This is a genomic window from Lactobacillus sp. (assembly GCF_051873315.1).
GTDB lineage: Bacteria > Bacillota > Bacilli > Lactobacillales > Lactobacillaceae > Lactobacillus.
The window spans coordinates 25,099-46,145 of sequence record NZ_JBJEES010000137.1; the positions used below are offsets into that span (position 1 = coordinate 25,099).

Consider the following 21,047-nt stretch of genomic DNA (forward strand, 5'->3'; position numbering starts at 1 on the left):
GATGAAGATGCGTCATAAACCAGTACTGTTTTTGCTGCCGGCAATCTTTTTGGCAGTGGGGCCTACGACTGTCCAGGCAGCGGAATTCACGCCGCAGGAACAGGCAGAGGTGCTTCGTTTTCAAAGAGAATACCAGGCCTTGAGCAAGGCCGTCTACACCCAGCAGAATATCTATGCCAGCAAGCCTTCCTTGAAGAAGAAGTTCAAGGCGGGCAGCTTAAAGACCAGCTACATCAACGAGCAAGTCGCCTACATCAACTACTACCGTGACCTCTTCGGCTTAACCGCCGTCAAGGCGACCAGCCAGGGCAACAAGAATGCCCAGACGACAGCCGCCGTCATGGCCGCCATCAATGCCAACCCGTTCGTCAACCAGCACGGGCTGCCAAATGAGAAGCGGCCAAGCTACATTTCAAAAAAGAACTGGCTTTTGGCCCAGGATATTTCCAACTCGGCCAACCTTAACTTCAATGCCAGCCCGCAGACAGCCGGGGATGTCGTGACCGACCTCTTGACCGACCGCTACAACCTGTCAGGTTCTGACACCGGCCACCGGGCTTGGCTTTTGTCCACCCGCCTCAGCAAGATCTCAGTTGGGGCAGCTTATGGGACCAATGGCTACCGCTACTCGGTCAACCAGGTTTTGAACGTAGGCGACAGCGCAAGAACTGCCAGCCGGGAAATGGTGGCCTATCCAAACGCCGGGGTCTTCCCCCTGGAGCTTTTAAATGGACAAAACATCGCCTGGTCTTTGTACTTCTCAAACAAGGTCGTGACTTCAACGCCGAAGATCACCGTCACTGACGACGATACCGGCAAGACAGTCACGGCCAGCCAGGTAGCCAACTACAGCGAATACGGCTTCGGCAACTTCCAGACCGTGATCACCTACTACCCAAGCAAGCTGCAGCTGACGGCCGGCCACAAATATACGGTCAGAGCCGGCAACCTGGCTACTTACAGCTTCAAGCTCTTCAAGCAGAGCAGCAGCCAAACTTATTCCGGCAAGGTCTCCTCTTCCAGCACCCAAAGCAAGAACAAGGTCAGCCAGCAGGATCTGCAAAACAAAGGCCTGGCCAAGTACCTCTACAAGGTCGGCAAGAAGATCTCCACCGTCAAGAACAAGAAGATCACCAATGCCAAGGCGGTCAAGAAGACCAGCAAGGCTAAGAAGACTACTAAGAAATCCAGCAAGAAGTCTAGTAAGAAATCCACGAAAAAGTCTGGTAAGAAATCTAAGCCTAAGGCTAAATCTAAAAAATCTAGCAAGAAATCCAAGTCTAAAGCTAAAAAGACCAGTAAGAAATCTGCTAAAAAATCCAGCAAGAAGAAGTAAACAAGTAAGAGTATAAATTAAAGCAAAACAGACAACTATGCAGCAACACGACGAGTTAAATTGCATCAGCCACGTGCCGATTTTCAAGAACCTCCCCCTGGACCTGCGCCAGGACTTGGTTCACATTTCGACCCACCAGCAGTTTTTTAAAAAAGGTAGCTTGATCCATGCCCCGGGCGACGGCCGCTTGTCGGTCATGTCCCTGGACTCAGGCCGGGCCAAGGTCTACAGCCTCAGCCCCGACGGCCATGAGCAGGTCCTCAGTTTAATGCAAAAGGGCGACATCAACGGGGAAGAAAACCTCTTTGACACGGAAAATGACGACCTCTTCATCGAAGCCCTGGAAGACAGCACGGCCTGCTCCATCAACTATTCCGACTTCCAGGACCTTCTGCTCAAGTCACCGGAGCTGTCCCTGCACCTCTTAAACGAGTTCGGCAAGCGCCTGGTCAGTGCCCAGAAGAATGCCATGCGCCGCAACAGCCTGGAAGCCGGCCCCCGCCTCTACGCCAGCCTGAAAGACTACGCTGATGAAGCGGGATCAAGCACCTTCACCCTGCCCTTGAAGAAGAAGGACCTGGCCAGCCTGCTGGGCATCACCCCCGAAACTCTCAGCCGGGAGTTCTCCAAATTAAAAAAGGATGGCTACATCGCCGCCAAAGGCAAGCAGATCACCATTCTCAAATAGAGTAAATAGCAAACTAAAAGGCAAAGCCGCTGGCTTTGCCTTTTTGCTATGTTAATTTGAAGTTGCCTGCCATGGAATGGCGCTGACAACATATAAAATGACGCCGGCGATCACGAAGTCCAGGAAGACCCCGCTGGCGATTTCCAGCCAGTAGCCCAGGTCGGCTACGGTAATCACCGAAGTATCCATAAAGATCGGCACCATGGCCAAGAGCCCGTAAACCAGGATAAACCAAAAGGCGGTCCACATCAGCCCGGCTGTCATGTCGTGAATTACCGCCCGCTTGGTGTGGCTGGCGAAAGCCTCCCGCAAAATCGAGACTAATGCCACCAGGCAGAGCAGGATCACCAGCAGGTTGACGATCCGGATGATCGTTATCAAGTTGGCCTCCAGCATGACCGTGGCCAGGTCAAAGGCGTTGCTGACGATATAGACTGAAGAATTGCTCTGCTTCTTCAGCTTCTTGCGGATGGCGGTCACCTGGTCAGTGTCCGTCTGCTCCTTCTTCAAGATCACGGCCTTGATATCCTTGGCCAGATCAAGATTGCTGGTATGGATAAAGTGCCAGCCGTACTTGTAGTCAATGATCAAGTCGGCAACTTCTCTGGCCTGATCGTCAGAGATCAGGTTCTTTTCATCACTGGACCCGTTGACGATCGTGGCCAGGCGGTTAAAGTGACTGTTGACCTGCTGACTGACCACAACCGTATTGCTGTCGGTCTTGATGGTTTCCTTCATGAAAGCAGGATTCAGAAAAGTTCCCGTGGCCAGCAATAAGCTGAGCAATAAGAAAGCTATAAAGGCCAAGGGACGCTTGTATTCTAACGCGTTGTCCGCGATTTCATAGTTGTTCCTTCGTCTGCGCGTTCCGGAACTTTCTGCCATGCGCTCGCTCCTAACTGTAAATTTCCTTGCCTTCGTCAAACATAGTGTCGATCTCGTTGTGGACCTCACCGATGTTGCTGTCGTCAATGATTCCATGACCTTCTTCCAGCACGGCCGTAATTTCTTCCGGATCCGCGTGCAAAAAGCTGTACATCAGGGAACTGGTTGAGTAGTCGGCCAGCTGGGTCGCGTTAAGACCGTGCTTTTCCCGGTCCCGGTACAAACGGCCGACCCCCGTAACGATAAAGGCAATCCCGGTCCGGATTTCCTGGTAGTTGCTGTATTCAGAAAAAGCATGGTGGGACTTCATCCACTCATCCAGCATCCGGCTCCAGTTGTCCAAAGAAGTCTGGTCAGTAAAGGCCTCCGTAATTACGCGGTCCAGGCCCTTGTCCGTCATCCCCAAAGTCGCGATCGTGTAGATCAAAGCGTCCACCCGGGCAAAGGGGTTCTTCTTGGGCACGTGATAGTTTGCTTCTACCTGGTCCCACATGGTGTTGAACAGGTTTCTGACGATGTCTGTCATCAACCGGGCCTTGTGGGGGTAGTAAGACTGCAGCAGAGACTTGGAAATACCCGAGTTCTCCGCGATCATCTGCAGGGAAACATGGTCAAAGCCATTGGCTCTGATCAAGCGGAAGGTGTTGTCCAAAATCTCCCGCCGTCTCTGCATGTTCTTTCTTCTTGCCATCGATCATCTCATCCTCTCTGTAAAGTTAATAAAATTATAGCAAGATTTCCTTGCCTAATCACAGCGATAACGCTTGATTTTACCCAAATCTGTTATTTTTCCCACTTTCTTCAGTCACATTCCTAAAAATAATCTAAAAAACAAGAGAAAAATCAACATAAACAAAAAAGGAGACCGCTAGCGGTCTCCCGTTTGATCGCGCCTTAGTCTTTGGTGAAGCGGTTTTGTTCATCAAAAATGTCGTGAATTGAGCGATCGTTGTAAATATGGTCAATCCCCTTGGCCAGGAGGCGGTCAACTGAGATCCGGACCATCCGGTCAGGATACTTTTCATGCTTGATGGTATCCGTAACCACGATTTGTTCCAGCGGCAAGCCGTTCAAGATCTTGATCGCGTCTTGTGACAGCAAGGCGTGGGTGGCAGCCGCGTAGACCTTGGTCGCGCCGGCAGCGAAAACTGACCGGGTTGATGAAGCCAGGCGGGTGCCAGTGTCGATCAAGTCGTCAACGATGATGCACTTCTTGCCCTTGACGTCACCGATCATGTCGTGGACGCTGTCATCGTAGCGGGCCCCGCGCTGGTCGACGATGGCGATCGGCGCGTTGAAGTACTGGCCGAAGACCCGGGCCAACTTAGTGCCGCTGTGGTCTGGTGAAACAACGACCACGTCGTCGTCATCCTTGGCCGCGATCCCGTTGTCCAGGAAGTATTGAGCCAAAAGCGGCATCGCGTGCAGGTGGTCAACCGGCACGTTGTAGAAGCCCTGGATTTGGGAAGCGTGCAAGTCGATGGTCAATACCCGGTCGATCCCAGTCAGCTGGAGCAGGTTGGCAATCAGCTTGGCCGTGATTGGTTCCCGGGACCGGGTCTTGGTGTCAGAGCGAGAGTAGGCCAGGTACGGGATCACGCAGTTGACCGTGTGGGCTGAAGCCCGGTGGAGGGCATCCAGGACGATTTCCAGTTCCATGAAGTTTTCATTGACCGGATCTTGAATTGACTGGATGACGAAGACGTCGCAGCCCCGGACGCTTTCCGCGATGTTGACCTGGATTTCACCGTCGCTGAAGTGGTGCACCGTCGTTTCGATCAAAGGAACGCCCAGCGTGCTGGCTACCTTTTCGTTCAATTGCGGATTGCCGCCGAGCCCGATCAGCTTCATCGGGTTGAGCAGCTTATGAATTTCTTCTTTTGTAATTGATGTCATCATGAGCCCCTTAGAAACACTCTCATTAATTGAATCTATTGTATCTACAGTAACATTATAGCAAAGGTTCGGCTTTGATCGGCCGTTTTCTCATTATTCCTTGCAAAAATCTTTGATCAGGTCCAAAATCTTCAAGCTGTCCACCACGTAGGAATCATGGGTCTGCCGCGGCATCAAAGCCAAGCGGCCGTTTGGAATCAAGCTGCTGTACCAGCGGACATGTTCGACTTTGACCCAGTCGTTTTCCCCGACCACGCAGAGAACGGGAATCTTGATCTGCTCCAGGCTTTCCGGCTCCATATAAGATTCAGTAAGTTCCACCCGGCTGTCGCGGTCAAAACGGAGAAAACGCCGGACCCCTTCTGTCAGATAGTGATACTTGTGAATCCCCCGGCCATCAATGAAGACCCCGGCCACGATCGCCTTGCCCAAAATATCGGGCTGCTGGCTGGCCAGCATCAAGGTCACTAAACCGCCAGAGTCGTAGCCAAAGACGTATGGCTGCTCCAAACCGAGCTCTTTGATGAAGACGGCCAGGTCTTCAACTTCAGTCTGGTAGTGCTCAGCCCCGTCGCCGCCGCTTAAGCCGTGCCCCCGCATGTCCAGGGTATAGACCGTGTAGTACAGTGATAAAGGCGCGATCACCTTGCTGTACATCCCCCCGTCCAAGTGGTGGCCGTGCAGCAGGATCAAGGGGTGGCCTTGACCGAGCTTTTGGTAGTAAAGATCGACTCCATTAACTTTGATGATCATCTTTGATCCTTTCCCTTACATAACTGCCTTGGTATTCCGAAGTCTGCGGCCGCTTGCTGAGGAGCTTCTTCCACAAGTGGGAAAAAATGCTCTTGTAGATCGAAATGTTGGCCCCCACGATGCTCCAGAAGTGATCCCAGCTGACTGTATGCACCGCGCTGTCGGCCCTTTGCCAGTAATGGTAAAGCGGCACGGAGCTGTAGTAGCAGCCTTCAGTCTGCATGAGATAGTCAATATTGAAAACCTGGTCTTCCATTAGGTCCAAGTCTTCGTTAAAGCGCAGGTGCAGGCGGCGGACCAGCTGGGTCTTGTAGCACTTGTTCCAGGTATAGCCCTTCACCGGCGAGTGGGCACTGCCCAAGACCTTTAAAACAGCCTCAAGCCGGGTCAATTCACCTTCAACTGGCTTAGTAATCGGCACGGACGGCTCCCCTGCTTGATCGACGTAGTAGCCGCAGGTCACCATGTCATCGTCTGGATGGCGGTCAAAAGCCTTGATAAAGTAGTCAGTGTAGTCCGGCTCAACCCAGTCGTCTCCATCGTGAAAAATAAAATACGGCGTGTCGACCATGTCCAGGCCCAGGTTCCGGGCGGCAGCTACCCCTTCATTAGCCTTGCTGACCAGGTCAAAATACTGGAAGCGGTCCTGGTAGCTAGCCGCGATTTCCGCCGTCGAATCAGTCGAGCCATCGTCAATGACCAGCAGTTTGAACTGCTGGTTCTTCTGCTCAAGCAAATAGTCCAAGGCCCGAGCCAGGTATTTCTCTTGGTTGTAGACAGTCATGATGACTGTCAGCTTCAAGTCGGCATTTGCTGGCAAAGCCGCATCCCCCTCTCCAAATCTATCCTTTACATTATATCATCTTCGCCGCGAATCTGCCGCTGGCCGGGGGTCTGCTTAAATTTTTGCTAAGAGAGATATCCCCAAAACAAACTCTAGTATAATTATAGGCGGAGCATGAAAATAAAAAACAAGGAGACTTAGCAAAATGAACATGAAAATCAAGAAAATCATTACGGCCTGCGCCCTCTTCCTGGGCCTGGGCCTAGCGGCTGGCAGGGTCTCTGCCGCCGAAGACACCACCCCGGTCATTACCCTGGGGACGTCATTAACTGAAAGCCAAAAGCAAGGCACCCTGGACGTTTTAAAGGGCGCCCTCAGCGACTCCAGCAGCTACAACACCTTGACGGTAACGGGCAGCGACCTGGTTACCTACCTGAACCCGTCCGGCAGCTCCTTTACCTCCTCTTCAGGAGTCTGGTCCAGCGCTGCCATTGAAAAAACCAGCTCCGGCAGCGGGATCAACGTCCGCATCCTCAACTACAACGGGCAAAACAACATCACTACCATTACCGCCAACCAGTACAGAAACGCGGCGGTAACGGCCGGGATCACTGACGCCAACATCTACGTCACTTCCGCGACCCCGATCGACGGTTCCGGCGCCCTGGCTGGGATCTACAAGGCCTACGCCAAGAGCGGGGAGAAGCTGAACCAGAAGCAGATCACCGCGGCCCAGGACGAATTGAACACCTTAAGCGGCATCACCAAGGAAAACAAGGGCAAGGACGGCTACTCCGACGCCCAGCTCAACAATGCCGTGGCCGGGGCCAAGAAGGAAATGGCCCAAAAGGGCTCAAGCATCACGAAGAACCAGATCGTTACGATCGTCAACAACCAGATCAAAAACAACAATCTGACCAACGTGATCACCAACGAACAGAAGCAGCAGATCGTCAACATCCTGGTTGAAATCCGCGACTCTGGTGCCCTCAACTCCTCTTCCTTCAAGCAGCAGGCCAGCCAGGCCATGAGCGCTATCCAGAAGAGCGCCAAGGGGATCTTCGCCAAACTGAATACCAGCGAAAACCGCAACGCCCTGCAGAAGCTCTGGGACGCCATCGTCAACTTCTTTACCAGCCTCTTCTCCAGTTTTGGCAAGTAATGAAGCAATAAAAATTGGACAATATCTAAAAATTAAAATATTCATGCAAAAAGCCCGCGCCAAGCGCGGGCTTTTTCTGTCTCTGCCTTACATCTGGTCCATATACTTGTTGAGCAGGCCGTCGACAAAGTTGTTGCCGGCACTGTTGGCGTGCCCCTTGACCCATTCGAATTCCGGCTGGGCAAACTTGGCCATTTCGCTGGCGATTTCCTGCCAGAGCTCGCGGTTGGCAACTGCCGACCCATCTGCCTTCTTCCAGCCCCGTCGCTGCCAGCTCTTGATCCAGGCCGGACCTTGCTCTGTGTCACTGACGGCCTTGATGACATACTGGGAGTCTAAAGAGAACAAGAGGGGCTGGTTATTTAAGCCCAGTTCTTCCAGCTTCTTCAAGCTTTCCAAAAAAGCAGTCATTTCCATTTCGTTGTTGGTGGCCCCAAAGCGGCCGCCGCTGGCGGACAATTTCTGGCCGCCATATTCGATCAAATAAGCCCAGGCTGCCTTGTCATCTGCCTGCACGTGCCCGCCCTTATGGGTTCCGTTGTTCCGGCAGCCCCCGTCGGTAAAAATATGGGCGGCGTACTTAGAAGTTGACGTAAATTCTTTTTTGTTTTTATTTTCAACTTGTTTATTTTGCCTTCCGCCCTGTCTGACCCGGGAAATAGCGGCCTGCAGGTCGTCCTCAGCCCCCTGCAGGGCCTTGAGCGAATCTTCCGGGTCCATCTGCAGGTAGTCCAGGGCCTCCATCATATTGCTGAAGGACTTGTATTCCGCCCCGGAAAAGCCCTTGACCTGTTCCTCTGCCTCCGGCCAACTGTGGTAGATTCCTGGCCGGTAGCCTTTTTTAACAACGTAAAATTTCATCTGCTCCCTCTCTTCTGCTAAAATGGTATGATGTTTACAAAGCAATTGTATCAGAGAAAGGCGGGACAACTGTGCTCTTTTTTAATTCCAAAAAGTATGCTGAAGAAACTGAAAAAAAGCGCGGCAAAAATCCCGACCCCCGGGACCATTCCCTGGCCATGATGTTCTTCTTAGGCATCCTGGCGACCTTTCCGCCTTGCCGGATCTTGCTGAAACTGCGGGGCAAGCGGGTCAGCGACCTGGCTGAAAACCGGGCAAGCGGCTCTAACCAGGTTCCGATCATCTACGTCCACGGCTTCCGCGGTGGGGACTACACCACCAAGGTGATGGTTGAAGATGCCCTCAAGCAAAAGGGCGACTCCCGCTTCTTGAAAGTAGAAGCTGACTTGACCGGCCGGATCAAGCTGACTGGCTGCTACACTGGCGACAAGCAGCCAATCATCCAGCTGGCCTTCAAGGACCGGATTGCCGGCTACCAGGCCATCAACTACTACCTCAGCTTCATCCTGCCTTTTCTGAGCAAAAAATACGGCTTTACCCGCTACAGCGCCGTGGCCCATTCTTTGGGCTCGCCTTGCGTGGTCGCTACGGAAATGCGCTATGCCAAGCGGAAAAACTTCCCCCACCTGGCCAGCTGCGCTTTGATCGCCGGCCCCTTCAACGGAGTCATGTATTTAGGCGACATCCCCAATGTCAACCGCTTGACTGAAAATGGCCGACCCAGCGTGATGACCCCGCACTATTCCTATATGCTCCGCCACCGGCGGGACTTCAGCCCCAGCATCCGGGTTTTGAACATCTACGGCAACGTCTTGGACACGACCAATTCCGACCGCTTCATCTCCGTGGTTTCCGCCAAAAGCATCCGCTATATCCTGGCCCCGGACGCGGTCTACTACCAGGAAGTCGAGGTCCGCGGCGACAATGCCGAGCACTCGCAGATGCATGACGAGCCCTTCGTCATTGGCATCCTGGACCGTTTTTTAGGTTTAGACAAAATCAAGAAAGGAATTTAAAAGTGACTGCCATCTCTTGGATCGATATTTGGCACATCATCTTCTTCGCCAACGCCATCCTGGCCCTCTGGACCGTCTTCCACAGAAAACGGTCGGTCGCTACCTCTTGGGCCTGGCTGATCGTCTTGATCATCCTGCCCGTTGTTGGCTTCATCATCTATGGCTTCGTCGGCCGGGGGATTTCCCAGGAAAACCTTTTTGCCATCAACCGGCAAAAGCACATCGGCCTCTCCAACGTGCAAAAAATGATCACCGAGGCCCCGGCTAAAATTGACCAAAATGACACCTCTCCCAGCGCCCACATCTTGATCAAGTACCTGGACAAGGACCAAGAGTCCCCCATCACCAAAAACAACAAGCTTAAGCTTTACACTGACGGGCATGCCAAGTTCCGGGACCTTTTTGCCGACATCAGACAAGCCAAGTCCAGCATCAACGTTGAATACTACACCATCTATAACGACGCCATCGGCAATGAATTCCTCAAGCTTTTGATCCAGAAAGCCCAAGAGGGGGTCCAGGTCCGGGTTCTCTACGACGCCTGGGGGTCATTCGGGGCCTCCAAGAGCTGGTTCAACCAGCTGACTGAAGCCGGCGGGGACGTTTTACCCTTCATTACTTCAAGAAACATGATTTCCCGGAACCGGATCAACTACCACCTCCACCGGAAGATCGTGGTCATCGACGGGGTTACCTCCTGGACCGGGGGCTTCAACGTCGGCGACCAGTACCTGGGCCGGAAGAAAAAATTCGGCTACTGGCGGGACACCCACCTCCGCCTGGTCGGGTCAGCCTCCCTGCTTTTGCAGGAAAGATTCGTGATGGACTGGAACGCTTCCGCCGTCCGGGAAGAAGAACTGATCAGCTTTGACGAGAAGCTCTTCCCCGATTTGGATGAAAATGACATCTCTAAAGGCGACATGGCCGTCCAGGTCGTTTCTGACGGCCCCGACAACGACGAGCCATACATGAGAAACGGCCTGGTCCGCTTGATGATGCTGGCCAGAAAGCGGGTCTGGATCCAGACCCCTTACTTGATTCCAGACGAAGCCATGATTGCCGCCTGGCAGATCCTGGCCAGCTCAGGGGTTGATCTGAGGATCATGATCCCCTGCATGCCGGACCACCCCTTCATCTACCGGGCAACCCAGTGGTACGCCAACCAATTGGTCAAGATCGGGGTCAAGGTCTATACCTACAACAACGGCTTCATGCACGCCAAGACCATCATCGTCGACGACAAGTACGCGACTGTCGGCAGCGTCAACCAGGACTACCGGTCTTATGACCTCAATTTTGAAGACAATGTCTTCGTTTATGACCGGGCCTTCAACAAGGAGATGTCCGACCAGTTTGAAAAGGACATGGAGCAGTCGACCCTTCTGACGCCGGAAATAATCAAGAAGCAGTCCCGCTGGCTGCACGCCTTGCAGAACTTCTCCCGCCTTTTATCACCAATTCTGTAAAAAATAAGAAACAAGAAAACAAGAGAAGATAAAACAAGAACAATTTAGAGCATATAAAAACGGGTTAGTCAGTTGACTAGCCCATTTTTCTTACGTCAATATTTACCCCGCGTTCCAGGCGCTGCATCAAGAAAGAGACCACGTCGCTGGCTTGCTTGTTGAAGCGGAGGTAGTAGATCTGGTGGCGGCTGGTTTCCAGGGCCGCGATCGACAGGTCGCCTACTTCCGGCGGCGCCGCGGTCAGGATCACCTGGCTGATTTCACTGTATTTCAAGGTCCGGCGGAAGTAGCCGCTCAAAACGACCCGCTTGTCGGCCAAACCAGACGTGGCTTCCAGAATCCCCGTCAAAATAAAGAGGGCCAGGAAGACGATAAAGCCAGGAGTGCCCATGTCCGAATAGCCCCAGCTGGTGGCCCCCAGCCAGACCAGCAGGATTGGCATGATCACCGCCGTCATCCGCCAGCGGGCCCGCATGATCACCGAAGCCTGGCAGTACCAGCTGTAGCCGGCATAGGCCGCCAGCAGGGTGTCGGCAACCAAGTAAAATAACGTGTCCATGGATTCACCTCAAATATAATATCTTCTGAAACTAGTAGCTTAATTATAGCAAATCAAGCGCTTATAATAGAATCAAAAGGCATTAAGCCGATTTTTCTTAAGAAAGAGGCAAAAAAATGGACCAAGCAAAACTTGCTGAATTTAAAGCAGACTTGAAAAAGGCCAAGCACCCCGTCTTTTTGACCGGGGCTGGCGTGTCAACCCACTCCGGCATCCCCGACTACCGGTCCAAAACTGGCATCTACAACGGGGTCAGCGAGCCCCCGGAAGTCATCTTGAGCGAGGAGACCCTCTATGACCGGCCCCAGCTTTTTTACGACTTCGTCATGCAAAACATGTACTTCCCGGACGCCAAGCCGAACCTGATCCACCAAAAGATCGCGGCCATCTGCAATGAAAAAGGGGCCCTCATCACCCAAAACATCGACACCCTGGACCGGCAGGCCGGCAACCAGCACGTGACCGAATTTCATGGCAACCTCTACGACATCTACTGCTCCAAGTGCAAGCAAAAGGTCAGCTATGAGGAATACGCCAAGGGCTACAAGCACGAGTGCGGCGGCATCATCCGGCCCGGCATCGTCCTTTACGGGGAAGGCATCAACCCGGACAATGTCAACCAGTCCATCCTGGAAATGCGGCAAAGTGACCTGGTCGTGATCGTCGGCACCAGCTTCGTCGTCTACCCCTTCGCCGGCCTCTTAGGCTACGCGCCAAAAGACGCCAAAATTTGGGCCGTCAACCTGACTGAGATCCCGGCACAAGGGATCAAGCAGCTGATCGGCGACGCCTTGGAAGTTTTTAAGGAAGTTTAGCCAGAGCAGCTTCAGCTGCTTCTTTTAAGACAATGGCCTGGTTGTGCTCTTCATCTTTAGCCCCGTACAAAAAGAGGACATCTTCTTTTTGCAAGAGCTCTTGCAAATGTTCCACGAAAGCCGGCCATTCCGGATTGTCCGCTAATTCTTCCAAGTAATATTGACGGAAGTCCGGATACCGGTCCGGGTCATGCTTGAACCAGCTCCGCAGTTCCCGGCTGGGAGCCAGCTCTTTCTCCCACTCGTCTAAATTGGCGACTTCCTTTTTGACCCCTCGAGGCCAGAGCCGGTCGACTAAGATCCGATAGCCGGCTGGCTGCTCTTTGGCATAGATACGGACAGTTTTGATCGTTGGCATAGGCGCACGCTTTCTCTTAAAGATGTTTTTTATTACAGCTTTTACTGTATTTCTTATTTTAGTTAGAAAGATTGATTAAGCAATGGACTACAGGAATTTTTTCACCGGCCGGCCCACCAGCGAAATCTGCCAGGACTTGATCGGCCGCCCTTTTTACTATCAAGCCGGCGGGGAAAAAATCGGCGGCTATATCGTTGAAGCCGAAGCCTACCTGGGGGTAAAGGACCGGGCCGCCCACTCCTTTGGGGGAAGAAGAAGCCAGGCTAACGAGGGCCTGTGGCGGGCAGGCGGAACCATCTATATTTACTCCCAGCGACAGTACGTCTTTTTCGACGTGGCCTGCCAGGAGGAAGGCAACCCCCAGGGAGTCTTGATCCGGGCCATTGAGCCAGTCTGGGGCATCGACGAAATGACCAAAAACCGGGGCGGCAAAAACGGGGTCCTTTTGACCAACGGACCAGCCAAATTAATGCAGGCCATGGGTATCAAGTCAAGAAAATGGGACCTGGCCCCTTTGGCGGACAGTCCTTTCACCATTGATTTGACTGAGAAAAAAGTGGCTAAAGAAATCATTGCTTCTCCTAGAATCGGGATCGTCCAGGCTGACCCGGAATGGGCCCAGGCGCCTCTTCGCTATTACGTGGCCGGCAACCCCTACGTTTCTGGCATGAAGAAGCGGGACTGGGCGGAAGATCACGGCTGGGCGTGAATAAGAAAAGCGCTGACAATCGCCAAAAATTCAAAAAGCTAATTTTTTCTTGACTTTTTCTTAAAAGTAATTTAGCCTAAATGTAGTTAAAAAATTATCCAATACAATAGAGGTCGCGATCGTTCACAAAAGCAAGGGGAGCTCACTGACAGTGCTGAGCCTTGTCACTAAGGGATATCGCCGAAATCAGCAGGGTGGTCGTGCGCGCTGTTGGTTGGGCTGCAGGAGAAAATTCTGCAGACTGTCCTAGTTTTCTAGGGAGCGCTATAATTTTTGGTATTCATACTGAATTTTACAGAAACAAAGCAAGCCTCATTGTACATGCAATGGGGCTTTTTTGCCGCTTTTTATTGTATTTCATAACTTGCAAAAAGCATATCGGAGGTTTATTCAGATGAAAAAGCACAGCAGCTGGATCAGCGCCTTAATGGCGGCGGTCCTGACGCTTGTCTTAGCTGTCAGTTGGAGCCAGCCGGCGCAAGCCAGCGGCACCTTGAAGATTGGGATGGAAGCCAACTACGCTCCATACAACTGGACCCAGACCACGTCCGCTAACGGCGCGGTCAAGATCGACGGGACCAGCTCCTACGCCAATGGTTACGACGTCAAGATCGCCAAGATCATTGCCAAGAAGCTGGGCAAGAAGGTCATCGTGGAAAAGACCCAGTGGGACGGGCTTTTGCCAGCCCTGACCAGTGGCAAGATCGACTTGATCATTGCCGGGATGAGCCCGACGGCTGAAAGACGGAAGGCCATCAACTTTACCACTCCATACCGGACCACCAACTTCGTGGTCATCGTCAACAAGCAGAGCAAGTACGCCAAGGCCAAGTACCTGACTGACTTCAAGGGGGCCAAGCTGACCGCCCAGCAAGGGACTCTGCACTATGACCTGATCAAGCAGCTGCCAGGCGCTACGCGTGAGCCAGCCTCCAAGGACTTCGCCGCCATGCGGGAATCCCTGGAAGCAGGTACGATCGACGGTTACGTGGCTGAAGACACGGAACTGACCTCCTTCAAGATGGTCGACTCCAACATCACCGGGGTCAACCTGTCCAAGATGAAGGGCTTCAAGGTTTCCTCTTCTGACGCTGAAGTTTCCATCGGGGTCAAGAAGGGCAACGACCAGCTGCTCAGCCAGGTCAACAAGGTTTTGGCCGGCATTTCCACTTCAGAAAGAAACAAGCTGATGAAGGAAGCTGTTCAGCAGCAGCCGCAGACCAACACCAAGAAGGAAAACTGGCTGGTCTCCATGCTGAAGAACTACGGGCAGATGATCCTGGAAGGGATCGGGATGACTCTCTTGATCTCCTTGATCGGTACCATTGCCGGTTTCTTCATCGGTTTATTGGTCGGGATCGTGCGGACTATTCCAGAGCCAAAGAACAAGTTCAAGAAGGGCCTTTTAGCCTTCTGCAAGTGGCTTTTGTCAGTCTACGTTGAAATCTTCCGCGGTACGCCAATGATGGTTCAAGCCGCGGTTATCTACTACGGGATTGCCCAGTTCTGGCACATCAACTTGAACAGAACGGTTGCCGCTTTGATCATCGTCTCCATCAACACCGGGGCCTACCTGGCCGAAGTCATCCGCGGGGGGATCATCTCCACGCCGAAGGGGCAGTTTGAAGCCGCCAGTGCTTTGGGGATGACCCACAACCAGAGAATGTGGAACATCATCCTGCCGCAGGCCATCCGGAACTGCCTGCCGTCAATCACCAACGAATTTATCGTCAACATCAAGGACACTTCAGTATTGAGCATCATTTCAGTATCAGAACTGTTCTTCGTTGGTTCAACGATTGCCAGCCAGAGCTTCCAGTTCTTCCAAACCTACCTGGTCATCTCGGTCATCTACCTCTTCTTGACCTTTACGATCACCCGGATCTTCAACTTGATTGAAAAGCACATCGAAGGTCCTGAAAACTACAATATGATGGCCAACCAAGTTCAAGTCGGCAAGCAGGAAGGAGACAAGTAAAAGATGGCTGATTACAAGGACAATGAAACTATTTTAAATGTTCAGCACCTGCAAAAGGCTTACGGTGAACACCAGGTTTTGAAGGATATTTCCTTTGAAGTCCACAAGGGCGAGGTTATGACGGTCATCGGTCCTTCCGGTGGCGGTAAGTCAACCATGCTCCGCTGCATCAACTTGCTGGAAGATCCAACTGGCGGGAAAATTCTTTTCCATGACCAAAACATCCTGGATGAAAACTTCAACATCCCCCACTACCGGTCCAAGGTCGGCATGGTTTTCCAGCAGTTTGAGCTTTTTGAAAACAAGAACGTCTTGCAAAACTGCATGATCGGCCAGGAACTGGTTCTGAAGCGGTCAAAGGAAGAAGCCAAGAAGATTGCCTTGGAGAACCTGAAGACCGTTGGGATGGACCCTTACGTCGACGCTAAGCCCCGCCAATTGTCTGGTGGGCAGAAACAGAGAGTAGCGATTGCCAGAGCCATCTCCATGAACCCGGAAATCCTCCTCTTCGACGAACCGACTAGTGCCCTTGACCCGGAAATGGTCGGAGAAGTTTTGGAAACCATGAAGAAGCTGGCCAAGACCGGTTTGACCATGATCGTGGTTACCCACGAAATGGCCTTCGCCAAGGAAGTTTCCGACCAGGTCCTCTTCATGAGCGATGGTTACGTGGCTGAACAAGGCAGCCCGGATGAAATCTTCAACCATCCGCAAAGCGAAAAGACCCAGAAGTTCTTAGCCAACTTCCGTGGCCCGCAAATTTAATAGATTAAACGAACACAAAACAAAAGCAGCCTCACGGCTGCTTTTCTGTTTGCGGAAAATAACGCGATTTAAATTCTTGCGAAGTTCATCGAAAAAATTCAAAAAAAACTTTTTTAAACAAATAAATAAAAATCAAAGAAAAAATAGCTAAATTTATGTTTCAATGCCAAATCAAAGTACTTTAAGAGTATAATTAACTATGTGAAAGGTTTGTGAGATGATGAGCTTTTCTTGTTGTGCTAGTGTATTGCTGCGATAGTGCTGAAGAATGATAGGGATATATGTTTCTTGTACACGTTTCTTCATTACTAAAAACACTGTAGTGCTATTACACTAACGAGAAAGATGGACTTTGTGAGGTGGAAAGGATGAAAAGAAAAATTGTATTTGGTCTGCAATTAATCGTTAACGTGTATTTTGCTACTTGGCCTTTGCGGTTGATTGTAGATAATTCAGCTAAGTGGCGCTTGTCTGGACCAGCCAATGGCTTTTTTGGCTTCATGGACCGGGTCGCCAAAAGTATTTCTTGGCCGCTCTTTTTAGTCTACCTGCTTTTGCTGGTAATGATTGCAGTGGCCGTTCTTTGGACTTGGTTCTTTGAGTGCAAACAAGACACGATAAAACAAGGTTGGCAGAAGATTATCTGGTTTTTGCAGCTGATCATTAATGAACTGGGTTGTCTGGGTTTAACCTCATCATGGACTATGATGCTAGAGTACGACAGTGATCCAGGATGGGCCATTATTGTTGACCTGTTCATGCTTTTTATCATAGTTATTTTCGCTTTTGCCTTAACTGAAAAGTTTACTAATCGTGGAGGAGATAATTCTGGATCATACCCATCGTAGCACTAACAACTAAATCACAAATACAAGAAAAGGCTTCCGCTTACCGCGGAAGCCTTTTGCTTATCTTCTTTCTATCTTACTTGGCCAAGCCTTCAAAGGTGTAGACGAAGGCGTCGCGCTGACTCTTTTGGTCGTGGGCCAGGTAGCGGACCTCCAACAAGTACTGCTTGCCCTTGAAGTTATAGACGCGGCCTACTTGCTCTTTTTCTTTAAGGCTCTCATCCATCAGTTCCAAAAGCGTCTGCTTGAATGGATAATCCTGACTGAGTTGCTCAATGGCGCCTTCAGACGGTTCACCATAGCGGCCCAAGGCCCGCCGGCAGCTCTCATTCATGAAGCTGGCCCGCACCTTCTGGTCAGTGCCGCGCTCCAGGATGCAGATCGGCAACTTGATGCCGACAGCTGACTGGCCGGTCTGATCAATCATCGGGTCAAACAGCACATTAACCTGGCTGATCTGGTCATAGTAGTGGTTGCTGCAAGGATCCTCCAGTTGGCCGGCCTCCAGCTTTGCCAAAAATTCTTCTTCCGGAATCGGCTTGGAGAACAAGTAGCCCTGCTGGCGCTCGCAGCCAATTTCCCGCAAGAAATCCGACTGCTCCTGGGTTTCCACCCCTTCACAAAGGGTGTGCATCCCCAGCTTTTTAGCCATGTCAACCACAATGGCCAGCAAGGTCTTGACCTTGGACCGGCTGTTAAAGTCCCGCAAAAAGACCATATCGATCTTCAAAAGGTCAAAATCATATTCATCCAAATTATTGAAGTTGGAATAGCCGCTGCCGAAGTCGTCCATCCAGACCTCATAACCGCTCTTATGAAAATTAGCGATAGCCTGCCGCAATTCCTGCGGTTTGCTGGTCACGGTCGATTCCAGGATTTCGATTTTCAGCAGACTGGATGGCAGCTTAAATTGCTGGCGGATTTTTTCAATCTCGGCAAAAATGTCGCAGACCTGGAAGTCCACCCGGGAGAGGTTGACCGAGATCGGCACCAAAGGCTTCTTTTCCTCTCTTCTTCTGGCCAGCATAGCGCAGACTTGGCGGATGATGGATAAGTCCAGCTTGTGCACCAGGTGGGCCTCTTCCAGAACCTCAATAAAGAAATTCGGTCCCAAAACCCCGTACTTGGGGTCAACCCAGCGGGCCAGGGCTTCTGCCCCGCAGATCCGCCCGGTCAAGCTGCGGCTCTCCAGCTGGAAGTAAGGCCGGATCCAGCCCTCGTCCAAGGCTTTTTGGAAGTTCTCCAGGACATAGCCCCGTCTTTCAAATTCTTCCCGGACTTCCCTGTTGTAGACCTGGCAGACAACAGCCCGGTTGTTGTTGAGGTAGCGCAAAGCCCGCTTGGCCTTGTCGACCGCCGTCATCAAACCCTCGCTGACGTCTTTATAGTGGTAGACCCCGGCCCGGATGCTGGCGTCTGTCTCCTTGTTAACCTCATCTGCCGCCTCTTCCAGGCTCTTTACCAGGTCGGGCGCGTCCGTGGCCAAGAGGAAGTTGTCTTCCGCGAAGCGGACCAATACTCCATCCTTAAAAAACTTCTGCAGAATTTGGGCAATCTGCAAGAGAAGCTGGTCGCCCTTCTCAAAGCCATAACGGTTGTTGTAGGCCTGCATGTTGCTGACGTTGATCAAAACAACAGCAGGTGTGTCCCCTTTTTCCAGGCAAGACTTAAGATAGGAGCAGGCAAAACTGTGGAAGTAGTTGGTGTTAGGCAGGCCAGTCACCTTGTCGACGAAGAAGTTGTTTTCCCGGATTTCCCCATCCAGGTCCCGCTTTTGGTGGTAGACCTTTTCTTCCGCGATCCGCAATTGCGCCGCCAGATCCCCGTCAGCCATGTCCAAGCGGACAGCAGAAGTCACCAGCTGGGGCGAAACAGACAGGCCATGCACATCAGACAGATGCTTGACCTCTTCCTGCATGTCGTCAAAAAAGCTTTTGACCGCGGCGTCATCAGCCAGCTTCACCACGGCTAAAAATTCATCCCCGCCATAGTGGCAGCTGAAGCCGTGCATCTTCTCAGCCAGCTGCTCAACCGCCTGGCTGACCACAAACAAGACCCGGTCGCCTTCTGACCGGCCATAGATGTCATTGATCGACCTGAGGCCGTTCATATCGATTAAAAGCAGGTAGTATTCACGGCTGCTTCCCCGTCTTTGAATGCTTCTTAGGTGGGTTCTCAGCTTTTCCCGGCCCTTGATGTTGCTCAAGCTGCCCAAAGACACGGTGTCAACCAGAGTTCTAAACTGGTAAACCGCCAAGAACAAGAGGCAAGCCGTGGCCACGTAGGCGTAAAATGGAAAGGTATCAACGTAGATGTCCAGGCCACCGAAGATGACCAGGAGCATCGGCCAGCTGGCCGTGGTCAGGTAAAATTGCCGGATATTTTTGGAAGGGCTCTGCCGGATCCCATTGATGGCCAGACCAATCGCGGCCAAAGAATACAGGAGGGGAACCAGCAAAAGCAGGAGGTTGTAAAGGAGGGTTGGCTGAAGCTGGGCCGTTAAGAGCCAGCCAGGGTTGATCAAGAGAACGAACAGTTCAAAGATCCCATTAAGCAGGGCAACTGAGCAGACCAGCATCCGCTTGGACCGGCTGTCGGCCAGGCTGAATTCCCCACATTGATCGATGTAGAAAAAGACTGCCAGACTGACGAAGTCCAGCATCCACAGCTTATACGTCCCGGTAAAAAGCAGACCTGCCTGGCTGGCTGGCAGAACCCCGCCCGTTTGCAGCTTGTCCAGGGCGTCGCCTAAAAAATAAAGGGTTTCACTGACCAGCGATACCGCCAGCCACTTTTCTCTTTTGCCATAGTTCGTAATTGGCTTTAAAGCGCCGGTCAAGATCAGCATGATTGCCATGCAGAAGAATTCCCCCAGCGCGTAAAGCAGAGCCGTATTTGTCATTTTCCCGCGATCCCCTTTAATCTAAAAGTTGCCTACCTTAATTTGTCCTTTTTACCTTTAGATTATAGCCCATATTTGCTTGAAAAAAAGTTTTTTGAGCTGATAGCTTATTAAATTATAGCTGCAACGCTATCTAGTTATAAAAGTAATTTTAACAGCGTTTTCCGAACAATTATTTTATTATCTGTCTAAATCCCGTTATAGCGGCTTTTATTCAAAAGTTTCAGTAGATATTATAATAAAAGCAAAATTAAAAAGCTGACAATTATAAATAAAATAGTACACCCTTGCTTGTGGCCCAGAAAACAAAACAACGCCAGCCGGCTGGCTGACGCTGCTTGAGAACTGTTTGCTATCGATGAGTATTTTAGCCTAAAACGCGAACGGCAAAGCTTGGCGTGTAGGAGGACACGCTGCCGACCATCACGTTTTGGCCAGGGGCTGGAGCCATGACGTATTGGCCGCCGCCCAAGGCGATGGCTACGTGGTAGGCTGAACCGTATGAACCCCAGAAGTAGAGGTCGCCAGCTTGGGCGCTGGCTACGCTGATCTTGGTGCCGGCGTATTGCTGGGTGTAAGTAGTCCGGCCCAGGTTGATGCCGAAGTGGCTGTAAACGTATTGTACCAAGCCAGAGCAGTCAAAGCCACTTGGCGTGGTCCCGCCCCAAACGTAAGGCACGCCCAGGAAAGTCAAAGCGTATGAAGTAATCGCGCTGGCACTGGCTGATGCGGTTGAAGTTGAGCTAGAAGTTGAACCAGTTGGTGCCTGGCTGACTGCTTGACTGCTGCTTGCTGCAGTATTGGTATTTGAAGCCGTCGTGTTAGTGCTTGACGCGGTGTTGGTAGTTGCTGCCGTGTTAGTGCTTGAAGTGGTACTTGAAGCAGTGCTTGCTGCAGTATTAGTGTTGGTCGTGGTGGCCGCACTGGTGTTAGAAGCAGTTGACTGGCTTTGAGCCTTGGCACTAGTGCTGGTGTTAGTAGTGGTGCTCTTCGTCTTAGTAGTAGTCTTCTTGGCCTTTGGCGCCTGGCTGGAAGCAGTCGTGCTGGTTGATGCAGTATTAGTGCTTGCAGCAGTTGAGCTTGAGCCAGTAGTTACGCCGCCCACCCCGTAAGTAGTCATGCCGGCCCGCAAATTCAAGCTTTGGCCGATCAAGATGGTGCTGCTTGATAAGTTGTTGGCCTTCATCAAGGCACTCACGGAAACGCCGTACTTCTTAGCCAGGCTCCACAAAGTGTCGCCCTTTACAACCGTGTGGGTAGTTGCAG

20 protein-coding genes and 1 riboswitch are annotated in these 21,047 nt (G+C 51.7%); of the genes, 10 read left to right on the forward strand and 10 right to left on the reverse strand.

The features are described from left to right. The first annotated feature begins 1 nt into the window (after position 1). Entirely contained in the window at positions 2-1,336 is a 1,335-nt protein-coding gene (locus ACI32D_RS08325; RefSeq protein ID WP_439776114.1) for a CAP domain-containing protein, read from the forward strand. Between the two features lie 37 nt (positions 1,337-1,373). After that, positions 1,374-2,024, forward strand: coding sequence for a Crp/Fnr family transcriptional regulator (locus ACI32D_RS08330; RefSeq protein ID WP_439776115.1), 651 nt, complete (start codon positions 1,374-1,376; stop codon positions 2,022-2,024). Positions 2,025-2,075: 51 nt separating this feature from the next. Here ACI32D_RS08330 and ACI32D_RS08335 read toward each other — a convergent pair whose 3' ends face one another. The 5 genes from ACI32D_RS08335 to ACI32D_RS08355 all read right to left on the reverse strand — a co-directional run bounded on the left by ACI32D_RS08335 (position 2,076) and on the right by ACI32D_RS08355 (position 6,342). Further along, the gene (locus ACI32D_RS08335) at positions 2,076-2,909 is read right to left on the reverse strand and encodes a hypothetical protein (RefSeq protein ID WP_439776116.1); all 834 of its coding nucleotides are present in this window, start codon (positions 2,907-2,909) and stop codon (positions 2,076-2,078) included. Positions 2,910-2,919: 10 nt separating this feature from the next. Further along, on the reverse strand, positions 2,920-3,600 hold the full coding sequence (locus ACI32D_RS08340; protein WP_439776117.1) for a TetR/AcrR family transcriptional regulator: 681 nt from the start codon (positions 3,598-3,600) through the stop codon (positions 2,920-2,922). Positions 3,601-3,803: 203 nt separating this feature from the next. Continuing rightward, positions 3,804-4,805, reverse strand: a complete 1,002-nt coding sequence (locus ACI32D_RS08345; RefSeq protein ID WP_439776118.1) for a ribose-phosphate diphosphokinase — start codon at positions 4,803-4,805, stop codon at positions 3,804-3,806. A gap of 93 nt (positions 4,806-4,898) precedes the next feature. Next, a complete protein-coding gene (locus tag ACI32D_RS08350) occupies positions 4,899-5,558 on the reverse strand; it encodes an alpha/beta fold hydrolase (protein WP_439776119.1) in 660 nt (219 codons plus the stop codon). Beyond that, positions 5,542-6,342 (reverse strand): glycosyltransferase family 2 protein, encoded by an 801-nt coding sequence (locus ACI32D_RS08355; RefSeq protein WP_439776162.1) that lies wholly within the window; start codon positions 6,340-6,342, stop codon positions 5,542-5,544. The genes ACI32D_RS08350 and ACI32D_RS08355 overlap by 17 nt, the downstream gene beginning before the upstream one ends. 205 nt (positions 6,343-6,547) lie before the next feature. On the opposite strand from ACI32D_RS08355, the gene ACI32D_RS08360 reads away from it, so the two are divergent. Next, a complete protein-coding gene (locus tag ACI32D_RS08360; RefSeq protein ID WP_439776120.1) occupies positions 6,548-7,504 on the forward strand; it encodes a DUF1002 domain-containing protein in 957 nt (318 codons plus the stop codon). A gap of 87 nt (positions 7,505-7,591) precedes the next feature. On the opposite strand, the gene ACI32D_RS08365 is transcribed toward ACI32D_RS08360, so the two are convergent. Next, on the reverse strand, positions 7,592-8,365 hold the full coding sequence (locus ACI32D_RS08365; RefSeq protein WP_439776121.1) for a ribonuclease H family protein: 774 nt from the start codon (positions 8,363-8,365) through the stop codon (positions 7,592-7,594). Positions 8,366-8,436: 71 nt separating this feature from the next. Here ACI32D_RS08365 and ACI32D_RS08370 point away from each other — a divergent pair, with 71 nt between their 5' ends. Continuing rightward, positions 8,437-9,381, forward strand: a complete 945-nt coding sequence (locus ACI32D_RS08370; protein ID WP_439776122.1) for an alpha/beta hydrolase — start codon at positions 8,437-8,439, stop codon at positions 9,379-9,381. 2 nt (positions 9,382-9,383) lie between these two features. Further along, positions 9,384-10,847: a cardiolipin synthase gene (gene cls / locus ACI32D_RS08375; protein ID WP_439776123.1), complete on the forward strand. Its 1,464-nt coding sequence runs from the start codon at positions 9,384-9,386 to the stop codon at positions 10,845-10,847. A 76-nt stretch (positions 10,848-10,923) separates the two neighbouring features. Here the strand turns inward: cls and ACI32D_RS08380 are convergent, their stop codons facing one another. Next, entirely contained in the window at positions 10,924-11,406 is a 483-nt protein-coding gene (locus ACI32D_RS08380) for a hypothetical protein (RefSeq protein ID WP_439776124.1), read from the reverse strand. A 116-nt stretch (positions 11,407-11,522) separates the two neighbouring features. Between ACI32D_RS08380 and ACI32D_RS08385 the strand changes: the two genes are divergently transcribed. Then, entirely contained in the window at positions 11,523-12,221 is a 699-nt protein-coding gene (locus ACI32D_RS08385; protein WP_439776125.1) for an NAD-dependent protein deacylase, read from the forward strand. Here ACI32D_RS08385 and ACI32D_RS08390 read toward each other — a convergent pair. Then, positions 12,208-12,579, reverse strand: coding sequence for a DUF488 domain-containing protein (locus ACI32D_RS08390; RefSeq protein WP_439776126.1), 372 nt, complete (start codon positions 12,577-12,579; stop codon positions 12,208-12,210). The two genes, ACI32D_RS08385 and ACI32D_RS08390, sit on opposite strands and share 14 nt — an antisense overlap. 82 nt (positions 12,580-12,661) lie before the next feature. On the opposite strand from ACI32D_RS08390, the gene ACI32D_RS08395 reads away from it, so the two are divergent. The 4 genes from ACI32D_RS08395 (at position 12,662) to ACI32D_RS08410 (ending at position 16,879) form a co-directional block, all read left to right on the forward strand. After that, on the forward strand, positions 12,662-13,288 hold the full coding sequence (locus tag ACI32D_RS08395) for a DNA-3-methyladenine glycosylase (RefSeq protein ID WP_439776127.1): 627 nt from the start codon (positions 12,662-12,664) through the stop codon (positions 13,286-13,288). A gap of 99 nt (positions 13,289-13,387) precedes the next feature. Then, a riboswitch (Lysine riboswitch) is annotated at positions 13,388-13,563 on the forward strand. A 119-nt stretch (positions 13,564-13,682) separates the two neighbouring features. After that, on the forward strand, positions 13,683-15,266 hold the full coding sequence (locus tag ACI32D_RS08400; protein WP_439776128.1) for an ABC transporter substrate-binding protein/permease: 1,584 nt from the start codon (positions 13,683-13,685) through the stop codon (positions 15,264-15,266). 3 nt (positions 15,267-15,269) lie between these two features. Continuing rightward, on the forward strand, positions 15,270-16,031 hold the full coding sequence (locus ACI32D_RS08405; RefSeq protein WP_439776129.1) for an amino acid ABC transporter ATP-binding protein: 762 nt from the start codon (positions 15,270-15,272) through the stop codon (positions 16,029-16,031). A 368-nt stretch (positions 16,032-16,399) separates the two neighbouring features. Beyond that, on the forward strand, positions 16,400-16,879 hold the full coding sequence (locus tag ACI32D_RS08410; RefSeq protein ID WP_439776130.1) for a hypothetical protein: 480 nt from the start codon (positions 16,400-16,402) through the stop codon (positions 16,877-16,879). 76 nt (positions 16,880-16,955) lie between these two features. Here the strand turns inward: ACI32D_RS08410 and ACI32D_RS08415 are convergent, their stop codons facing one another. Together ACI32D_RS08415 and ACI32D_RS08420 are read right to left on the reverse strand one after the other, a co-directional pair. Further along, positions 16,956-19,781 (reverse strand): EAL domain-containing protein, encoded by a 2,826-nt coding sequence (locus tag ACI32D_RS08415; RefSeq protein WP_439776131.1) that lies wholly within the window; start codon positions 19,779-19,781, stop codon positions 16,956-16,958. 367 nt (positions 19,782-20,148) lie between these two features. Then, positions 20,149-21,047, reverse strand: an 899-nt coding sequence (locus tag ACI32D_RS08420) for a C40 family peptidase (RefSeq protein WP_439776132.1), incomplete at its 5' end; no start/stop codon positions are given.